Source organism: Finegoldia dalianensis (genome assembly GCF_046255015.1).
Classification (GTDB): Bacteria; Bacillota; Clostridia; order Tissierellales; family Peptoniphilaceae; genus Finegoldia; species Finegoldia magna.
Genome location: NZ_JBDLBQ010000007.1, coordinates 118382 through 136974, shown reverse-complemented (window position 1 = coordinate 136974; position 18593 = coordinate 118382). Strand labels below are relative to the sequence as shown.

16 protein-coding genes are annotated in these 18593 nt (G+C 27.8%); 1 reads left to right on the top strand and 15 read right to left on the bottom strand.

The features are described 5' to 3' along the window. The 6 genes from ABDJ34_RS08625 to ABDJ34_RS08600 form a co-directional block, all read right to left on the bottom strand. A partial coding sequence (locus ABDJ34_RS08625; RefSeq protein ID WP_412702097.1) for a G5 domain-containing protein occupies positions 1 to 1933 on the bottom strand: 1933 nt, incomplete at its 3' end. Further along, a complete protein-coding gene (locus tag ABDJ34_RS08620; RefSeq protein ID WP_412702096.1) occupies positions 1923 to 2642 on the bottom strand; it encodes a prealbumin-like fold domain-containing protein in 720 nt (239 codons plus the stop codon). The genes ABDJ34_RS08625 and ABDJ34_RS08620, both read right to left, overlap by 11 nt. Continuing rightward, on the bottom strand, positions 2620 to 3516 hold the full coding sequence (locus ABDJ34_RS08615) for a sortase (protein WP_412702095.1): 897 nt from the start codon (positions 3514 to 3516) through the stop codon (positions 2620 to 2622). Before ABDJ34_RS08615 ends, ABDJ34_RS08620 begins: the two co-directional genes overlap by 23 nt. Positions 3517 to 3653: 137 nt before the next feature. Further along, the gene (locus tag ABDJ34_RS08610; RefSeq protein WP_412702094.1) at positions 3654 to 5444 is read right to left on the bottom strand and encodes a SpaH/EbpB family LPXTG-anchored major pilin; all 1791 of its coding nucleotides are present in this window, start codon (positions 5442 to 5444) and stop codon (positions 3654 to 3656) included. A gap of 97 nt (positions 5445 to 5541) precedes the next feature. Next, positions 5542 to 6321: a class B sortase gene (locus ABDJ34_RS08605; RefSeq protein ID WP_412702093.1), complete on the bottom strand. Its 780-nt coding sequence runs from the start codon at positions 6319 to 6321 to the stop codon at positions 5542 to 5544. A 40-nt stretch (positions 6322 to 6361) separates the two neighbouring features. Further along, positions 6362 to 6838 carry a hypothetical protein gene (locus ABDJ34_RS08600; protein WP_412702092.1) on the bottom strand — a complete coding sequence of 159 codons (477 nt, stop codon included), beginning with the start codon at positions 6836 to 6838 and terminating at the stop codon, positions 6362 to 6364. A 165-nt stretch (positions 6839 to 7003) separates the two neighbouring features. On the opposite strand from ABDJ34_RS08600, the gene ABDJ34_RS08595 reads away from it, so the two are divergent. Next, a complete protein-coding gene (locus ABDJ34_RS08595) occupies positions 7004 to 7753 on the top strand; it encodes a hypothetical protein (protein ID WP_412702091.1) in 750 nt (249 codons plus the stop codon). An 11-nt stretch (positions 7754 to 7764) separates the two neighbouring features. Here ABDJ34_RS08595 and ABDJ34_RS08590 read toward each other — a convergent pair whose 3' ends face one another. From ABDJ34_RS08590 to ABDJ34_RS08550, 9 genes are all read right to left on the bottom strand, one after another. Continuing rightward, positions 7765 to 10053 (bottom strand): metallophosphoesterase, encoded by a 2289-nt coding sequence (locus ABDJ34_RS08590; RefSeq protein ID WP_412702090.1) that lies wholly within the window; start codon positions 10051 to 10053, stop codon positions 7765 to 7767. A 214-nt stretch (positions 10054 to 10267) separates the two neighbouring features. Beyond that, on the bottom strand, positions 10268 to 11926 hold the full coding sequence (locus ABDJ34_RS08585) for a SpaA isopeptide-forming pilin-related protein (RefSeq protein ID WP_412702089.1): 1659 nt from the start codon (positions 11924 to 11926) through the stop codon (positions 10268 to 10270). Positions 11927 to 12140: 214 nt separating this feature from the next. Then, positions 12141 to 13781, bottom strand: coding sequence for a cell wall-binding repeat-containing protein (locus tag ABDJ34_RS08580; RefSeq protein WP_412702088.1), 1641 nt, complete (start codon positions 13779 to 13781; stop codon positions 12141 to 12143). A gap of 34 nt (positions 13782 to 13815) precedes the next feature. After that, the gene (locus ABDJ34_RS08575) at positions 13816 to 14313 is read right to left on the bottom strand and encodes a restriction endonuclease (protein ID WP_412702087.1); all 498 of its coding nucleotides are present in this window, start codon (positions 14311 to 14313) and stop codon (positions 13816 to 13818) included. Beyond that, on the bottom strand, positions 14300 to 16441 hold the full coding sequence (locus tag ABDJ34_RS08570; protein WP_412702086.1) for a primase C-terminal domain-containing protein: 2142 nt from the start codon (positions 16439 to 16441) through the stop codon (positions 14300 to 14302). The genes ABDJ34_RS08575 and ABDJ34_RS08570 overlap by 14 nt, the downstream gene beginning before the upstream one ends. Continuing rightward, positions 16413 to 17141 carry a hypothetical protein gene (locus ABDJ34_RS08565; RefSeq protein WP_412702085.1) on the bottom strand — a complete coding sequence of 243 codons (729 nt, stop codon included), beginning with the start codon at positions 17139 to 17141 and terminating at the stop codon, positions 16413 to 16415. The genes ABDJ34_RS08570 and ABDJ34_RS08565 overlap by 29 nt, the downstream gene beginning before the upstream one ends. 17 nt (positions 17142 to 17158) lie before the next feature. Beyond that, positions 17159 to 17683 carry a hypothetical protein gene (locus tag ABDJ34_RS08560; protein ID WP_412702084.1) on the bottom strand — a complete coding sequence of 175 codons (525 nt, stop codon included), beginning with the start codon at positions 17681 to 17683 and terminating at the stop codon, positions 17159 to 17161. A 61-nt stretch (positions 17684 to 17744) separates the two neighbouring features. After that, positions 17745 to 18263 (bottom strand): hypothetical protein, encoded by a 519-nt coding sequence (locus tag ABDJ34_RS08555; protein WP_412702083.1) that lies wholly within the window; start codon positions 18261 to 18263, stop codon positions 17745 to 17747. Positions 18264 to 18275: 12 nt separating this feature from the next. Continuing rightward, complete coding sequence (locus ABDJ34_RS08550; RefSeq protein ID WP_316517775.1) at positions 18276 to 18584, bottom strand: hypothetical protein; 309 nt, start codon at positions 18582 to 18584, stop codon at positions 18276 to 18278. Between the last annotated feature and the right edge of the window lie 9 nt (positions 18585 to 18593).

The window sequence follows — 18593 nt, the reverse complement described above, 5'->3', positions numbered from 1 at the left end:
TCTTTCCTGTTTCGCTATTTACTATAGTTGTTGACTTTCTAGTTTGCTTTCCAACTTGTCCTTCTTGTACTACTCTTGTCTTTCCTTCTTCCAAATCATCTGCTGGTCTTCTGATTTCCTTAAATGGAATATTCTTTGTTTCTGTCTTTACGACTGTCTTTCTTACACCATATTCAATGATTTCATCTTTTGGTTGTTTAACGATAGTACCATCAAACTTTTTAGCCCCTTCTTCACCTTTTTGTTTTAGTCTTTCTTTTCCAACTTCTAAGTCTTCTGATGGAACTCTTCTTTTATTAAAAGGAATTGGTGTTGTACCTACTAGTTCGCCATCTAAATCTGTTTTAATTGTTCTAGTAATGATTCTATCCGCTCTTATAAAATTATTTCTCAACAAATCATATGATCTAAACTGCCAATCATGATCAGGATATCTATTTATTCCATACCACTTAACATCATCAAAGGTTTGTCCTAGAACGGAAGCACCATCTGTCATTGAAAACTCACTTCCATCAAATTCCTCATATTGTAAATTTGGTTTATTATGAGAACCGAAAAAATTAACATTTGAAGGTATAGGTATTTTAAAGCGGCCCACAGCTACAGATGTAAAGTTAACGTCTAAATCTATATCTATGCTTATAACTGCTACCTTTCCGTTTTCTGAAACCTTTATTCTTACATCTTTTGCTGGTTGTAACTTACCTATTTGCAATTGTGCTCCATTTGAAAGAACCTTGTCAATATCCTTTCTTAATGCTACCGCCACATTATCTGAATTCATAAAGTATTCTTTAGGTATTCTTTTTAAAAACGATAAATTATTTTGACTATCCCTAGGAACACCTATTACAAATTGTATTGTCGCATCTTTACGTGTTTTAAATGAATTATATGGAATATTGTTATTTGCACAAATACCTCTTCTAAAATTTAATCCTCTTAAAAGAGTTTCCTCTATTAATGAGTAAACGAATGGGCCATATTCATCTGATTTTTCTTTGGCATAGTTTAAATCCTCAATTGCCCTATCTATATCCTTGTTAACTTGCTTATTAATAGAATCTGTAACTGTAATATCCCTTCTATATTTAATCTTGAAATCTAAATCACCTTTATAAAAAGGTTCTTGTTTATCCATAGCTTTTAATTTATTTAGTTCAGATATTTCAAAATCTATTAAAGCTTTTATTTCATCTTTATTGTTTACATCTAGTGGAGCATTTATAAAACTCAATTTCTTTTTATATTCTGACAAATCATAATATCCGTAAGTTGTTGAAATATTAAAAATTACTGGTCTATTATTTTTGTCTAATTCAGTTGTGTATATTGTAACCCCTCCTTGTTGGGTTTTTGGCGGGGTTGATATTCCAACATTCGTTGAATCAATTAATCTTTCACCGACATAAAAACCATGATTTACGCTAAAAGATGCTCCATCAACATATATATCTGATAAGTTTGACGTTTGTTTTTCGGCATTAACTCGTATTTTTGAACCTACTGGAATATCACGAGTTGCTATAAAGTTTAAACCTTTATTATCAAATCTACCTAACTCTAAACCTGTATTTATATCTTTCACAATTCTATTTGACAGATTTTCTAAACCAGCCGTATCACCTAGTCCCCAGAATCTTACAGGATCATTTTTTGCAATTTCTGTAGGAACCACATAAAATCTTATTTTTTCTCCCTTGGAAATTAAGCGACCAATGGTACCTTCAAATGAAACAATTAGTTTCTTTTTATTTGCATCCGTTCCTTCCGATCTAATACTACCGTTGTAACTAGAAAACGGAAAACTTCCTGCTGCTTGAGAAGTGTTTTTACTTTTTAAGTCTGATGTGAATACCGTAGTAAATACAATCATAAAAGCCATTACCATGCAAAGAAATCTATTTAATATTGACTTTTTATTTTTCATTTCTTTCACCTCTTAATAGCTTATTTATAGTAAGAAATACAATAGGGAAAATTACTACAAAAGCCGAAAGTAATATTTTAAGGTCTAATCCACCTGTTTTATAATTTCTTTCATTTGCTCTAGTGTTATTTCCGGTATTGTCATTTTGTTCGTTATCGTTACCTGTTTGTGTTTTATTTCCGTCGTTTTTATTTTTGTTGTTTTTATCAATTTGATTCCTTTTATTATCTTGATTATTATCAATTGATAAAAACTTAGGATATATTTCAAAGGCATCTTTTTCTTTATCTATGTTAATTGGCAAAGAAAAGTTAACCTTTTTATTATCTTTAATATATCCGTTTGGTGCTTTTTGTTGTTCAAGTGTATATGAACCAGCTTTTAATTCAGTCTCAAATTTATTAACTTTTTTGGTAATAGTAAAAGTTTTTACAACCTTACCGGTTTTATCCTTAATAATCCAAGTTCCAGAATCGAGGATTTTACCACTTGAAGTTCTTGGAATAAATCGTATCTTATTAGTTTGCTTTGATTCTTTAATTGTTTCTTTTAACAGTATATTATTATCTTTTGTGTCTTTATTTTCTTCATATATTCTTGGTAGTGTTACTGTTTCATTTTTCGCATATGAAGTATTGACTGGAGACATTAATAAAGCTGTGCAAGCAACTAACATAAATAATTTATTATATTTTTTTAGAACTTTCACTTATAACCTCCTTTTTTGTTCTTTTTTTGTATTTCTTAAAAATAAATGCAATTACTAATCCAATTAGGATTATTATTATGATTAAATTCATAATATTCACTAATGAGAAAAACCCTAACTCGTTTTTATTTTTACTAATATCGTTTAATATTTCAGAATCTGTATTATCTGTAATTTTAGATAATCCCCCTGAAACTATTAGCCTTTTATTATTAATAAGATAAGGTGTACAAGTTACTAAAGTAGATTGATTAAATGGCTGATCGCTATATATCAAGTTCCCTTGTTTTGGATCAATAACTTTAATTTCAAACACTTTAAATTCTAATAGGTTTATGCCATTATCTATATAAAATTTATCGCCTTTTTCAAGTTTATCTAAATTTTTAAAAATATTTTGGTTAGTATTCAGAGTACCTCTATGACCGGTTAATACCATGTTTGCTGTCTTTTTCGGATCAAGAGATAAGTTTTCTTTTTCTTTAAAACTATCTTCATCAATATCTTTCATCATCGTAGAACGTGATAAAAGAACAACGCCTTTATCAAGATTTATATCTAACATTCCTTTTATATCCTTATATATCGGAATTTGTTCTTTGATCTTTGGAATAAAAATTATTCCTATTGGTGAATTTCGTTTATCATTAGTGTCACTTTGTTTTCCTGTGATAATATTAGAAATCGAATCATTATTGTTTTCGTTCTTTGAATTATCTTTTGAACTGTTTTGTTCAACTTTTTGTGAACGAAATTCTTTTATAACTGCCTTATTTTCATTTTTATAATACAAATTTAATACTAAAGGAATTAAAAACACGATAATTCCTAAAGCCAATAGAATTTTTGAAACAATGTTCTTTCTTTTTAACATCTCTGCTCCTTTTTGGTTAAGAATTATCGTGTTTATCCCTAATAGTTTTGATTTGTCCTAACCTATATAAATATATAAATTAGAGATTTATTTGCAATTCTTTAATTATAATAAAAAGTTTAGATTAAAATTACTAACTATTTTGCTAAATCTTTTTTACGTCTAGCTACATAGATACTTCCTGCAACTAAACCAACACCAACTATAGCAAAAATCATTGCACCTTTAGTACCTGTTCCCGGTACGTTTTCTTCTGTAGAGTAGTTTTTAACATTTTTCAAAACTACTTCTTCTGTTTTTGCATTAACATCAACTTTCAAACCATCTTGTTTAACATTGTAGTTAGCAGGTGCTTTAACTTCATAAATAACATATTGACCGTAAGGCAAGTTTTTAAATTCTACCACACCATTTTTTCCACTTACTACATCTGGAATTTCTTTACCAGTAGTAGGATTTACATATGCTTTAGTACCTACTGCTTCTTTTAAAGAATTTACTTTTTGATAGTTAACTGTAATTTCTGTTTTATCTCCTGGTTTAATTGGAGTGAAAATCTTATCAGAACCTAATCTGAAAATTCTAAAAGTAGCTCCTTCTAAAGGAGTTTTTCCATCAGATTTAGTTTTTGTAAACTTAATAGAACCAAATTGTGGAGTTGTAACTGTACTGTTATCATCTGTAGATGTTTTTTTCTTTTCAATTGTTGGGTCACCTAATTTACCATTGTTGTATACGATATCGTATGAGTTGTTAATAGGTGTCTTTGTAACAGTTGTTGATTTTATTTTAGTCTTTAAATATACATGAACTTCTTTGTCTGGAACTAATTTAGCGATTTGAGATTTTAAATCAACTGTAACATTATTTCCTTCAATTTTTACTAACTTATCTAGTTCAGTTTTATCTGTAATATCTAAATTTTTGTTATCTGTTTGAGTAATTGATGTAACGCCCAATACTTCAAGTCTTGAATCTAATTTATCAATCATTTTTAAAATAACATAGTCTTTAATATCAGCAGGTGTTTTAAACTTCAAATCATAAACATATGGAATATCAACGTTAACTGTTGTTGTTTTTGCTTCACCAGCAGTTTGAACAATACTTTTTTCAGGAACCGGACTTAAGTAGTTTACTAACAAGTTAGAACCTGTAATAGTTGATGCTTCTATAGTAGCAACATTGTTTTTTTGTGTTACTGTAAATGTGTTTTTATTTTGGTTTAATTCATAACCATTAGCTGTTGCTGTTTCTACTAATTCGTATTTACCTTCAGACAAATTGCTGTATACTAGCTTACCATCTTCTTTTGTTGTATATACTTTTTTGTTTTTGTCTTGTGTTGCTTTATCAATTTCTTGCCATTCAGATACTTTGTTTGAGCTATCAATAGTCTTTGGACTATGAGTTTGTCTTAATTCAAATGTAACGTTGGCTAATGGTGTTTTTTTATCATTACCATATTTAATAAATTCAACATCCTTTACTAATGGTCTGTTTTTTGTTTGAAATTCAAATACTTGATTTGCTGAAACGCTACCCTTAGAAATTAATGGAAAACTTACTTGTGCAGACTTTCCATCTTCTTTTTGGTCTAGTAAATATCCCTTAGCACGTTTTACCGGTTTTAATTGGTACACACCTTTTTCATTTACTTTTACTTGTGCTGATCCATTTGCTAAAGTAACCTTTTGTACTTGAACAGGTGTTTTTTCAGCAACTAGTTCTCCTGTTTCTAACATTTTCTTTGTTCTTAAAACAGAATATTCTGCCCCATCAGTTTGCTTATTTGCAGCTTTAATATTAATTGTATACACTGGTTGTGTATCTGCTGCAAATGAATTAATAGGAACAACTGATGTTAAAAGCATAGCTGATAATGCTAGGCCCGCTCCTATCTTTTTAATACCATTTTTAAAGTTCATAAGAAACCTCCTTAATTTTTTTTACAAACATGGCTATTTGTATATTGGCAAGGTTCAGAATCGCACTAAACTTCTACTATTCTCGCCATATTGACTATTACAAGTCGGAAATATTGTAATAGTCTACGTTGATATTGCTTAGCCTTTCAGGACTGTAGCATATTAGAACGGATCTTATTCCATCATCAGCCCATGTTGTTGAATGGCATGTTGATAATATTAATATTTTTCCTTTGTTATATAAGATATTTTCGAAGTTTTTATCAGAATATTTTGCATACTTTTTTATATTCTCTTTCCAATCATCAAATTCTTCTGCATTTTTAAAAGTTGTGTTTAAATAATTAAAGCTATTTTTTGTTGAATAGTTTAAATAAGCAACTACCTTATATTTGTTGCCCTTTAAATTATTTTCTGTAAAATAAACAGTTTGATGAGTGTCATAAAAATCTTTTTTAGAATATTTTGTTATATCGTGAAAAGCATCTTTTCTTCCATAACCTAAGTTATGCCCAAAAACAGTTTTTATTTTTTTTTGCGGGTTATATTTTGGAATGAAAGGTGTTCCAGCTAATGAATATCTCTTTTTTATATTCTTTCTAAAATAAAAATCTGATTTCATAACCGGCGTATTTATATTACTTCCTTCAATATTCAACCATCCAACATAGTCTTTATTTTCTTTTTTTAATCCTAAATCATCTATTATTGTTGTAACTTGATTAAATTTATCTTTACCACTTGATGATGAAATCTTTTCATCTTTCATATAACTAGCTGTGTTGTTTTTAGAGATAAAAAACTCCAAATTGTACAATCCAAATAAAATCATCAACGAAACTGTTATTGAAATAAAAATCTTCTTTATCATCTTCATTTTCAAATAAAACAAACAAATATGTGTTTGTATAGCTCCTTTATTTTGTATTTGGAATTTCTATTGTATCTGGTATAGTGACATTTCTTGATTTCGAATCATTATTTTGGTTATCATTTGTTGCTGTATAACCATCAATATTCTCCCAAAACCTTTCTGTCGACTTTTTTCTATTATCAATAGAATTCTTATTAGTAACTTCCTTTTTTTTACCTATGAAATTGGAAAATATTGATTTTTTCTCTTTAGATATTTCTTTCTCAGTTTTATCCCCTTCGATTGTATTGCTTATTTTAGAATCCCCATCCTTGGCTTTCTTTTCTCCCGATATAATATTATTCTGTATGTCGTCTTTTTCATTTGTGTCTATAAAGCCAGCGTTAGAACTCATGTCTTGTTGTGTTTGTACATCTTTATTAGCCAAATCTTTTGATTGGTTTTTACAGCCACTCACCAAAAATAGTAATAACGAAACACACATAGCAACTTTAATAAAGCATTTATTTCTATTAGACATATTCACCCTACCTTTCATCCTTGTTATACCCACAGAAATTTATTAAATCAGAACATAAAAATAAATAGGCAAGAAAAACTGTCATAAATAACAAAATAACAATATGACATACTAATTTATAACGGATATATAATAAAAATAAAAAAGAAAGCAAAGGAGAAAACTATGCAAAATCAATATGTAGAAGATTTAAATAGAGGTAGTCAAGTAGCTTACGAGTTTTTTAAAGTTTTAGGAAATGTTACATCGTATTTAAATCAAAACTTAATGAATCTTAATAAACATTTAAATATAGGAAACAACGAAAATAAAGATAAATATTCTGAAGTTTTAAAATCATATTCTGAACTTAATCCAAATGATTATAACATCATAAAAAGCTATGATAATTTACAAGATTCTTTGACTAAAAACGAAAACAGAGAAAATAAAATTGAAAATAAAAATATTGATAAAGGTGATATAGAATTTAATCACTTATATAAGAATTTATCTAATGTTGAAAAACTATTAGAAAAGCTTAAAGAAAACTTTAATGTCGAAGATTTTGAAAAATTAAAAGAAGAATTATCAACAATTACAGAAGATTTTAACTCTAGCATTGACGAGCTATCAAAAAAAATAAGTGATGACTTTTATAGCGGCAAAATATCAAAATTAGAGTACACAGATTTAACGGATAAAATTGACAGCGTTTGTTATGAAATAAAAAATAGAAATGTTTCTGAAAAAATCGATGAAAACTTTCAAAACATTTATGACAATATGCAAGACTATAACCTAGATCAAAATAGCCTTGATTATATAGATTATAGGGATTATAACGACTTTTACGGGGTTAATAACGAGCTTAATGAAAAACCTTTAGAACAAGAAAAACTATTAGATAAAGATGAAATCGAAAGAGAAATGTGAAAAGGTAGCACTTATATGCTACCTTTTTCATCACTTGATTCTATTTGTTTTGTTGGCATTGTCTCGCACATTCCCAAATCGAAAAATCTCAAAACACGATCTATAAACAATCTTTGCAATGGGCTAATTCGCCTTGATACGTTATATATATCGTTAATCTCTATTATCGAAGCTTCCTGAAAATCTAAATCTTGATTATTCTTATTTCCTGACAATCTCAAAAGTTGATCCTTTTTACTTTTATCTAAGAAATTATCATCTTTTGATATCCCTAATATATAATCTTTCCTCTCCGAATTCTTTTCTATTTTTTCTATAATATTTTTAAAATTTTCTTCACTTTTAAACAGATACGGTTGATCTTGCCCCATTGAAATTAAAGCATCTTTAAAACTTTCATAAACTTCTGGAAGCGAATAAGCATCATTATAGTTGAAATAACTATAGAAATAGACCTTAGCATTGAATGGATTTAGCATAATATGATAGTATTTTGTTATATCTATAATACTGCCATGAATATCACCACAAAAACCTAAATCCATTAATTCTTCCGAAATTTTTTCTTGTGCTAATCTATAAGGCAACATTCCTTTCAACGACTTTTGCAAAACTTTTGGAAAATTATACTTTAACCACTCTATATCACAAGTCTTAGTTATATTCTTCGTTCTACCACCATCAACAATCGATATTCCTTTTTTTTCATCAATTATAAAAAATCCATAATAGCCATTATCTTTGATTACGTACAAATCCCCTGTTTTTAATCTTTTCTTTAATAACTTTCCCTCGCCTATATTTTCTATAAAACCTTCATAAAACAAAAAATAATCTTCAAAAGTTGTCTTATAAAAACCATCTTCTAATAATCCATAAGGATTAGGAGTTGTTCCAAAATTTATTGAATTAAACTTAATTTCCTTGTTTTTATACCCTATTTGGTTATCGGCATAAATTATTGCTTTTTCATCTCTCCTGAAATAATTTTTATGATTATGACCGTAGAAATAGATCGTATCTGGATCAATTTTTCTCATGCAATCTTTTATCGGATAATGTGAAATACAAATAAAACATGCATTAATCTTTTTTGCGTATTTTTTGGCTTTATTATAACCTTCTTCAAATTTCTCGGTTTCAAAAATTTCATCTTCTCTCGAAAAACCTTTAGCACAATAAATTGTATCTGCATTGTACTCGTAATTATATTTTGCAAATCCACTTCCCCCATATATGACATATCTATGTTGATAATATGTTCCCATTGTTCCTTCTATAATTTCGTTTTGCAAAACATTTATTCCTAATGGTTCTAATTTGTTTTTATAATATTTCACAGCTTCATCTATAGATTTAAAATTGATATATTCGTGATTCCCCAAAACAAATATAATCTTTTTAGACTCTAATAAGTCATCTAAATCACATAATTTCCAACCATAGTATTCATTAATGAACTCTTTACTTGAAACCATTTCAAGAGAAATATCATTTATATCTTTTCCAAAAAATTCTCTTAAAAATAAACACTTTTCTTCTGTATTATCATTTCTAAGCAAAAAATCAGAATACTCTTTTTTTATGTTTTCTAATTGATCTAATTTTTGTATAAGATAATCTAACTTTCTCTCGTAATCCTTTGACAAATTTCTATTTTTGTACTTTTTGGTATACTTATAATATTCCATGAACCTTTTCCACGATGAGTCGGAGTAATTCTTTTCTTTATCTTTTTCTATATATCTGAATCTTATTTTTGGCAATAAATCAGTTTTTAAACTTTGTATATATTTTTCGAATCGCTCTATTCTTTCGATATAGCTTTCTTTTTTTCTTTTAAAAGTTTCTTTTTCTGTTTTTAAATTAAGTAAAAAATCCTTTGCTTTTTTATATTGAATCAACTTTTGCTTTTCAGTAAAGTATTGAAGTAATCGTTTAAAAAACAAAACCGTTAATTCAGGGCTAGAAGAAATATCTCCTGAAAATATTATTAATTCCTCTTGATATCTAATATTCCAAATAGAATCCCACAAATCCCTTACAGACTTTTCAATAATCGAATTAATTGTACCAAATTCATTCAAATGATGTTCTAAATGAATATCTGAAATATACGAAACATAAAACGAAGGTATTCCAGAATAATAAGAAAAGTCATTAGGGAAATATTTGCCATTAAAACTTAGCCAAGAAAAATTGTTGCCTCTTTTTTCGATCTTTTTTATTTCCTTATTTTCTTCTAAAAAACATTGAAGAGAATTTCTATTTTCTTTCCTTTTAATATCTAAATCTTTCATAATAATCTCCTTATTAGTATTATACCCCAGAAAATCACAAATCTTAGACGTGATAGGTAGTTAGCATTATATTCCTCTAAGCATATTATAAAGCTAATTTACAATAAAGCCCCAAAAAGCCCCAAAAAGCCCGTTGATAGAGTAGTTGACTATAGAAAAGAACGTTATCTTTATAAAAATAGCCGAGCATTACTGCTCGACTATCTCAATCTGATTATAAATCAAAATCATCCATTATATCTTTTTGATTGTTTCCTTTTTTCTTCTTATATATGAAGAATCCTATACCACCTAATAAGGCTATTCCTAATGCCCCTAATACTAATTTTATCGGAGATTTCTCTTTATTTTCAGATTTAACTTCTTGATTAGCTATTTCTTGTTCTAATTTCTTGTCTTGGTCTTTATCTCCTTCGATAAATCCTTTTTCTACTGTATTATCTTCTTGAACAACAGGAACTGCTTTTGCTTTCATGTTTTTATCAAAATTTACAGTAGCATTTGCAAACTTCTTGTCTACAGTTATAGTATTTGATTTATTATTTCCCATTACAAAATAATAAGCACCGTATTTTAAGCTATTCAATACTAATTCACCTTTATCATTAGATTCAAGTTTTTTCAATAGCTTATCTGTATAACCATCGTAAACTTCATAATATGTTTTTTGTTTTTTTTCATTTGTTATCTTAACCATGTTATTTTCAATGGTGAACTCTTTCTTTTCATTATCCTCTTTTAATGTAACATCAAAAACCTGACCTGCTTTAAAAGTTTGTCCTACTTCTAAAACCTTTAGTTTATAATTACCTTTTTGTAGTGCGTTTAAAACTATAGTTCCTGTTTGATCACTCATAGCCTCTCCCACTACCTTTTTGTCTTTTTCTAAAGAAACTTTAATGTCACTAACAGGCTTTTTGTTTTTATCAACTAATTTAATATCGGCTGATGAAGTTTTCGATTCAATCTTACTTGCTCCTACATTAACTTGTGATGTATCGTTATTTGATGATGATTGTGGAGTGCTAGTTTCAAAGTTATATCCCATAGACTTATCATAATCATAATACGATTGATTACTAGGTTTTGGTGGGTTATATGATTTTGGTGGGTTATATGAAAAATCTTCGTTTGTGTTAGTGGAATGATTAGTAACTGTTCCGTTTGTTTGTTCTCTACTAGTATTGTTTACAGCACCACTCGTTGTTTCATCATCATTATTTTGATATACTGGATTAGTTATTCCCTCAACGTAGTCTTTTATTGTATGATCATCATTTTCTTTTATTTCTATAATTGTTTTTTTAATTCTTTCAACAGCATTTTCAATTATTTCAAAAGTTTTTTCAATATTTTTATCATTGTTTTCTAATTTTAATTGCTTGTCTAAAATATTTACTAATTCATTTAAGTAAAATTTTTGAGTGTATGTTATTTTAGGAGTTATCTTGTCTATATCTTTAAGTAACTTTTCTTTTCTTGGTAGATAAATACTATCTAACATCTCATCATTAATTTTGTTTGATATGCTACTATCGTCTACTTTATTGTTTTTATCTTCTTTTTTATCTTCTTTGTTATCCTTTACATCATTAGATATGTAACCGTTAGATATTGAATCATCTTTTGAAAGTTCAACTGCTCTCTTATCTTCTACCTCAATATCCTCAAATTCTTCTTTAACCTTTTCGTATAAATTGTCTAACCTTTCATTATTACGTTGATTCTCTTTGTCTTCAAGATATTTCAAAATATCTTTATAACTATTTTGTGTGTTTAGTTCGACTGTATCATTTGCGTAAACGTTGTATGGCAAACAAGAACCCATAATAATTGCTAGTGCCATAACTTTTGATAATAATTTCTTATTCATTGAATTTCTCCTTATTCCCAATATCCTATTTTTGTTATACCCATAAAATATTAGTATTTTGATTAATGAACCAAAAATATGGTAAATATTAGTATGAATGACAGAAATTCTGTCATAGAGGGTGTCGTGCCACTTTTTTTGTCGAAAAACCCCGATTTTACGGGGAAAATAAAAAAAAGAAGGAACTAGGCTTAACAACCTAGTTCCTTAAATATTATCTTTTTGCTTTTCTATAACCTGCATTAATTGCATCTTGTTCTGTTTCGAATAGCACTAAATTCTTATCGCTTATTTTATCATAGAATGCTTGACCCGGCATGTGATAAATCATGCTTTTTCTATTGCCATGAATTACACCTCTACCTACAGGCTTTGTTTGCTCTTTTGAAGGTTCCTTTGTAGATGTATTATTGTCTACAACTCCACCTTTCCACAATCCTATATTATTATCTTTAGCTGTTTTTTCTATTTGTCTAAATTCGTTTACATATTTAACATCTGGTGGAAACACTGATACTTGTGCAAAACCATTAGCTAAAAGCATAGCGTTGAAACAATTATTTTTTAATACTTTTGTATCTATTTTTGAAGTTGGCTCATTTACCCAGACATATCTTAATAGTCTTGAATATCTATCTCTTTCGGAAACATCCTTTTCTAAATATACAGTCTTTCCCGCTGGTAGCATTTTTTTAGTATAAGCACTTGCCTCTTTACCAAAGTACTCTACGCCTTTTTTAGGATGCTTAGTTTCCGGTGTATTAACTAATACCATTCTAATTTTTTCAGAAACACCATTTTGTCTTTTTACGACAATTGTATCTCCGTCTACAACTCTTTCTACAACAGCTTTCTCAAAGTTATATAATTTCTTTTGAGGTTGTTTTGTATCTTTTTTCGAAGGCTTTACTGCTAATTCTTCGATTGTTTTATTTTGTAAGATATTGTCTTCGACTGAAGCTTTTCCACCAACTATAACAACTTTTTTCAAACCGTTTAAATAATCTTTTGAAGATTTATTTAGATTTTTATTAGATGTTAATATTATCGGTGCATAGTATTTCTTAGTCAGACTTACGGCTGATAAGCTATCTGCAAAGACATTTGCATTTGATAAAATTGCTGTATCGTTACTAGCGAATGATTTCTTAGCAATTTCTAAAGCTGTTTCATACCTATCTTTTCCTGAGATTCTTTCTCCTGTAAAACCATTTAATGGCAATAAGTTTTTCCCACCTACTGCAATCTCGTTTAATCCGGATTTTGGATAACTAACACCGTCACTCAATACCATAACAGACTTATGATTTACCATATATCCTGCTGCCGCTAAGGCATCTGGGAAGTTATTACCACTAACGATTAGTAGATTTTCTGGATCAACGAACTCCTTAGTCTTTTCCATAACTTTTACCGAAGTATCATATCTGTCTATTCCAGCTAGTCTTTCGATTTTTGCGTTCTTTGTTATTGACTTTATTTCCGGCTCAATTCTTTCCTTATTTAACGCTTTTTCTCCACCTACGATATAGACATTTTTCGGATTTAACCTTTCAATCTCCGATTTTGTCTCTGTGTCAAGATTATTAGGTGACGATAATAACAGAGGTGCATTTAAAACTGCTGCTAATTGACCTGACGATAAGGCATCTGGAAAATCAAAACCATTAGCAATTACAACGTTATCGGAACTTTCAAAAGAATTTTTAGAAATATTAACTGATGTTTCTATTCTATTTCTTCCAGAAATTCTTTCAACCTTTTCTACACTTGCTTTTGTGATTGTCGGTGCTATACACATTGACAATGCTAGAGATGTAGCAAGAACTCTTTTTAATAAATTCTTCTTTTTCACACTAAACTCCTTTAATATATTTAATATAATTTTATCACAAAATCTTGGCTAATTTACTCCTGTCAATCAAGATGACATTGGTTTCCTTAGCTAGATTTTTAGCCGGTTTTGTAAAATAACTATTCGTTAATACCATAGCTGTATCTGTTTTATAGAAAGCCTTCGCAGCTATAACCTCTTGTATTGCTTTAACACCTACATTACGGTTATATCTTTTAATTTGAATGGCGATAGACTTCTTATTTTTTGTTGCTATAAGATCCACACCATAATCTTTTGTTGCTTTTGTTAATTGAGTTTTATACCCCATCTTTTGAAACTTTGCATCTATAAGATTTTCAAATTCTACGCCATCCATGTAATCTATTTTAGAAAAATCATAATTCTTGTATTTATTGATTTTTAATTTTCTTTTCAAACGTTTAAAAAATGATTTTACAACAATTAACAAAAAACTTACGAAAAAAACCAACCCTACTATAAAAGTAATGGGATTATTTTCATAAAAACTTTTAAAACTATATAAATCCATAGCTCTTAGCCCTGTTATAACATAGAATATCTAATATTTCGAAAATCTCTTCTTTATCCTTTATGGATAAGCTTGGATAATGTTTAAATAAATAGCTTCTGTAAAAGTACATCACAGCTTTTGAATCTACTTTTTGTTTTTCTGTTTTTCCATTCTCCATAACAACTTTGTGGTCAAATGGCTCGTTCACAGAAATAACTTCGTAAAGCTTATATAACTCTTTTGCTATTTCGCAATACTTTTCAAGATTATTTTCAAATTTTTCCATTTTATTTTTCTGATAGTCTTGTATATGATTACTACCTTTTATTTTTCTTGTTGAAAACTTCTCATGATATTCATTGTATCTTTCATCTAACTTGTCTTTTTCAATCATAGTCTCAACTTCATTTACAGGTAGCGGATTATTAAGTATATATATATTTAATAATCTAATTGTGTCTATTACATTTTGTACTGTGAAATTCTCATAGAATAGCTCAGAAATATACTTAAACAATGTATTGTTTCTTTGCCCTTGTTCAATATTGTATATATCGTATTTGTTTCTTGCCATAGGATATAAATAATTTGGCAATTCTACCAAATTAGAAAACATATCTTCAATAGATCCTCCGTTGAGAAAATATCTATTTTCGTTTTCTCCGTATATTTTGGCATAACAATCTTTACCCCCAGCTTTTATATCTACTATTATTCCTATTGGAGTAACTTGTTTTACAACGTTTGTAAAATCATATTTCCCCTTTTTAAAGTAAAAGTGATATCCGTTAGGTGTTCTCATTATAGTTGTTGGAACTTTAAGATCTTTTAGTAGTTTTACTAATTTTTCTCCTTGTTCTATGTTATCTACATCTACAAGAACTAAGTCATCTGGAATGATAAGACCATAATCTGAGTATTCTAATACTTGATCGTATGATAATGGCTTTTTATAATCAAAGCCCTTAATTGGAATTTTTGAATCTTTACATAATGGAATAAATTTTAATTGCATTAAATTCTCTCCTTTTACATATTCCCTTGCTATTTTTTTTGCTAGACTTATATAATAATCTTTGTCTAAATCGTTATAATCATCGGTTAAATTAATCGCTACTCTCGGATTTGGTGGTAGCGAATTAACTAAAACATTTGTGTTCCCTTTTATTTTATATATATTATTGTATTTCTTATCTTTACTAGCTAATATCCTAATTGAGAAATCATGAGAGATACTAACATTTCCTATGGATTGTACCACTTCATCAAAACTCTCGCCAATATTTCTATATATTAAAAACTCTTTTAAGTCACTACACTCATTGATATAGTTTTCTATACTTTCATTATTAATTAAATGATTTATTACAGCTTTTTTTACCACATCGCAGTCTTCATATATTTTAGCTTTAGATAAATCCATCCCGTATTTTAAAATATCGCCTTTTATTTTTATTTCTTCTCCTTGGGCTAAATAATTGTTTATGTTTTTTTGAAAAAACTTTGTAAAATACTTTGTAGAATATTGTAGCCCTAATTGATTAAAATATTTGTCCGTAAAATCTAAAACCTTATCTTTTATGTCTTTATTTACTAAAAATATTACACCGTCTGTATTAACGTTGATTAAAATTACGCCTTTAAACTTAATTAACATGAGAAGATACCTAAACATAATATCTTCTCCCAAATAACAAATTGCTCTTCCTTTTTCTAAATCATAATATTTGCTAGATTTTTGCAAAATACTTCCGTAAAAATTATTTATTAGTGGTTTTAGAGATTTATTGCCATTTTCATTTTTTTCTTTTAATAATCCCTTAAAGATTTTTCTGGATTCATCTGAGAAACTATCTGGAAATAAATCATAATTACAGATTAATGATGGATATTGTGAATCTATGTCTATATTAATTATAGAATAACTATCGTTAGAATTATATATAGAATTATTAGTCGCAGCATGTATTCCGCCAGATTTTAGATACACATAGAAATTCTCCACATAACCTGAATCTTTTAGATTATATTTGATATATTGTTTTTCTGTTGTTTTTTGTGCTATTTCAAAAAAAGCCTTTATTTCTTTCGGAAAATCCTTTGTGAATTTTTTAGAATCAATTTCCACATTCCACCAACTTTCCAATTAATTCTCTATCTGTCATATTTAAAGCATCTTTGAATTTATTCAAATACTGAACTCTAGTTTTATAGTAACCATTTCTTTCGTTTAACAATTTTATGTATACATTAAATTGCTCTTTCACTTTATCCATAAGATTATCATAATTTAAATCACTAATTAAATGATTATTAATCTCTTCTTTAGTTAGAGTATTTTTAAAATTATTTTTTAAGTCTATCATTTTCAAAAATGGGAACTTAGGTTCTTTAATTTTAATATTTGTCTCATAGTCGAAAATTTTATACCCTCTCACGCCTTGCTGAAGGAGGTTTTTTACATATAGAAGACCATTTATATCAAGAGAATATAAAAGCCCCTTTAAAAGCCAAATATCACGATATTTTATGTCAAAGCCTAATAATTCAATATCTTTCTTATATAATATGTCAGATATTTCTTTTCTACTAAATTTAAATAACAAAATATTATCAGTATTGGTTATTTTTTCTATATCACGTTCAAATATTATTTTTTCTATAAAATAATCTATTTTATACAGAGCTGTATAGAAAATGTCCTCGTAAATAAAGCAATCAAATAGACAATACATTTTTTCTTTTTCTTCTAGAAAATCTTCGTAAATATTTTTATTTAATATCTCGTCATATTCATTTGTAGAAAATTTTATGAATTTCTGTAAATCACTTAAATAATCTTCCAAAATAACCTCCTAAAAAATTAAGCCCTCAATGATGAAGGCTTTTTTACTGGATGTATTGTCGACAAAATAATAATCTCAACAGATACTATTATTGAAATAATCTCTGCTATAGTTATCTTTTGATTTTTCATTAATGAATTAATAACAAAAGCTAAAACAATTATTGAAGTATGCCCTACTACAAAATACATGAATTGTTTTCTTTCAACTGTTTTTTTTGTGTTAAGCTTTTTTATAGACTCTCTTACAGATTTAATCTTAGACTGTTTACTATTGCAATAATTACCATATATCCTATATGATAAGACTCTTAAAATTGTAAGAGTAATTACTATTACAAGATTTGACATAGGCACTAAGAAGCTAATGTAGTTTAAGAAAATGCCATACACAAAAAATATTACTATTTCAAAAAAGCTTTTTTGTAAGCTATCTATTAATATTGTACTAAACTTTCTAGAACTTTTTCTTAAGTTAAATACTACCAAAATATTTAAAATCAAAGTTATCAAAACAAACAAATATTTTAAATTGTTGAACAAACAAAATATTAAAAGTCCATTACCCAGTCCATATACAGCTGATATTATTAATAATTTAAAATTATTTTTCAAGGTCGTTGAAGTATGGTCTTGGATCGTTGACATCTTTCATTCCGTCTCCATCAGTATCAATAAAATCATTTTGTAGAGGGTGAGTATCTATATAATCTGGAATACCATCCATATCTGTATCTCTGTTATAATATTGTTGATTGTTATATTCTAAGTCTTTATTTTGTTGGTATTCTCTTTGTTTATTTTCTAACTGCTTATTTTTCAATGAATTTAAAAACATTAGAAATGATATATTGTTTATGTCATGAAGTCCGTCATTGTTTTTGATAAGTTTGTTTATTTGAGATCCATTAGTAATGTGATTAAGTTTTATTTTGTAATTTGATTGAAGAAACTCGTCAATTCTATCGTATAGCTCGCTATCATCTAATTTATATGCTTGTTCATTATTAAAATAGCTATTATTGTATTCTTTAGCTAAATTTAAAATTAAACCTTCTTCATCTTGAACCGTTGTCTTGTTATTATCTTCATTAATTTCATTTGAAATATCAAATATTTTCAAAGTTATACCTCCTTATTTTAAAAACACGCCAATAACTATTGTAACGATAAACGGAACCATTGCATAAGGCAATACCTTTGTTAAAAACGGTTTGTCTTTTTTGTAATTCACATAAGCTCTTATTCCAAAAGTCATTATAGATCCAAAGATTATAAGATTTGAAATAATTATCTCAAACAAATTCTTATTAAAGAAAAAGAACAAAATAGCTAAAACGATTAAAATCGCTGTACCATAACCCACAAATTTAACATCTGACATGTTTTCATAGGTTGCTTTGTAAATTTTTTCAAAAAACCCCGATTTTTTATTATCTTGCATTTAATACCT

Bases quoted from the DNA above. Each gene is read 5' to 3' on its own strand.
- ABDJ34_RS08615 (WP_412702095.1), bottom strand. From the start codon at position 3,516: ATGTTAAAAAGAAAGAACATTGTTTCAAAAATTCTATTGGCTTTAGGA.
- ABDJ34_RS08610 (WP_412702094.1), bottom strand. From the start codon at position 5,444: ATGAACTTTAAAAATGGTATTAAAAAGATAGGAGCGGGCCTAGCATTA.
- ABDJ34_RS08605 (WP_412702093.1), bottom strand. From the start codon at position 6,321: ATGAAGATGATAAAGAAGATTTTTATTTCAATAACAGTTTCGTTGATG.
- ABDJ34_RS08600 (WP_412702092.1), bottom strand. From the start codon at position 6,838: ATGTCTAATAGAAATAAATGCTTTATTAAAGTTGCTATGTGTGTTTCG.
- ABDJ34_RS08595 (WP_412702091.1), top strand. From the start codon at position 7,004: ATGCAAAATCAATATGTAGAAGATTTAAATAGAGGTAGTCAAGTAGCT.
- ABDJ34_RS08590 (WP_412702090.1), bottom strand. From the start codon at position 10,053: ATGAAAGATTTAGATATTAAAAGGAAAGAAAATAGAAATTCTCTTCAA.
- ABDJ34_RS08585 (WP_412702089.1), bottom strand. From the start codon at position 11,926: ATGAATAAGAAATTATTATCAAAAGTTATGGCACTAGCAATTATTATG.
- ABDJ34_RS08575 (WP_412702087.1), bottom strand. From the start codon at position 14,313: ATGGATTTATATAGTTTTAAAAGTTTTTATGAAAATAATCCCATTACT.
- ABDJ34_RS08550 (WP_316517775.1), bottom strand. From the start codon at position 18,584: ATGCAAGATAATAAAAAATCGGGGTTTTTTGAAAAAATTTACAAAGCA.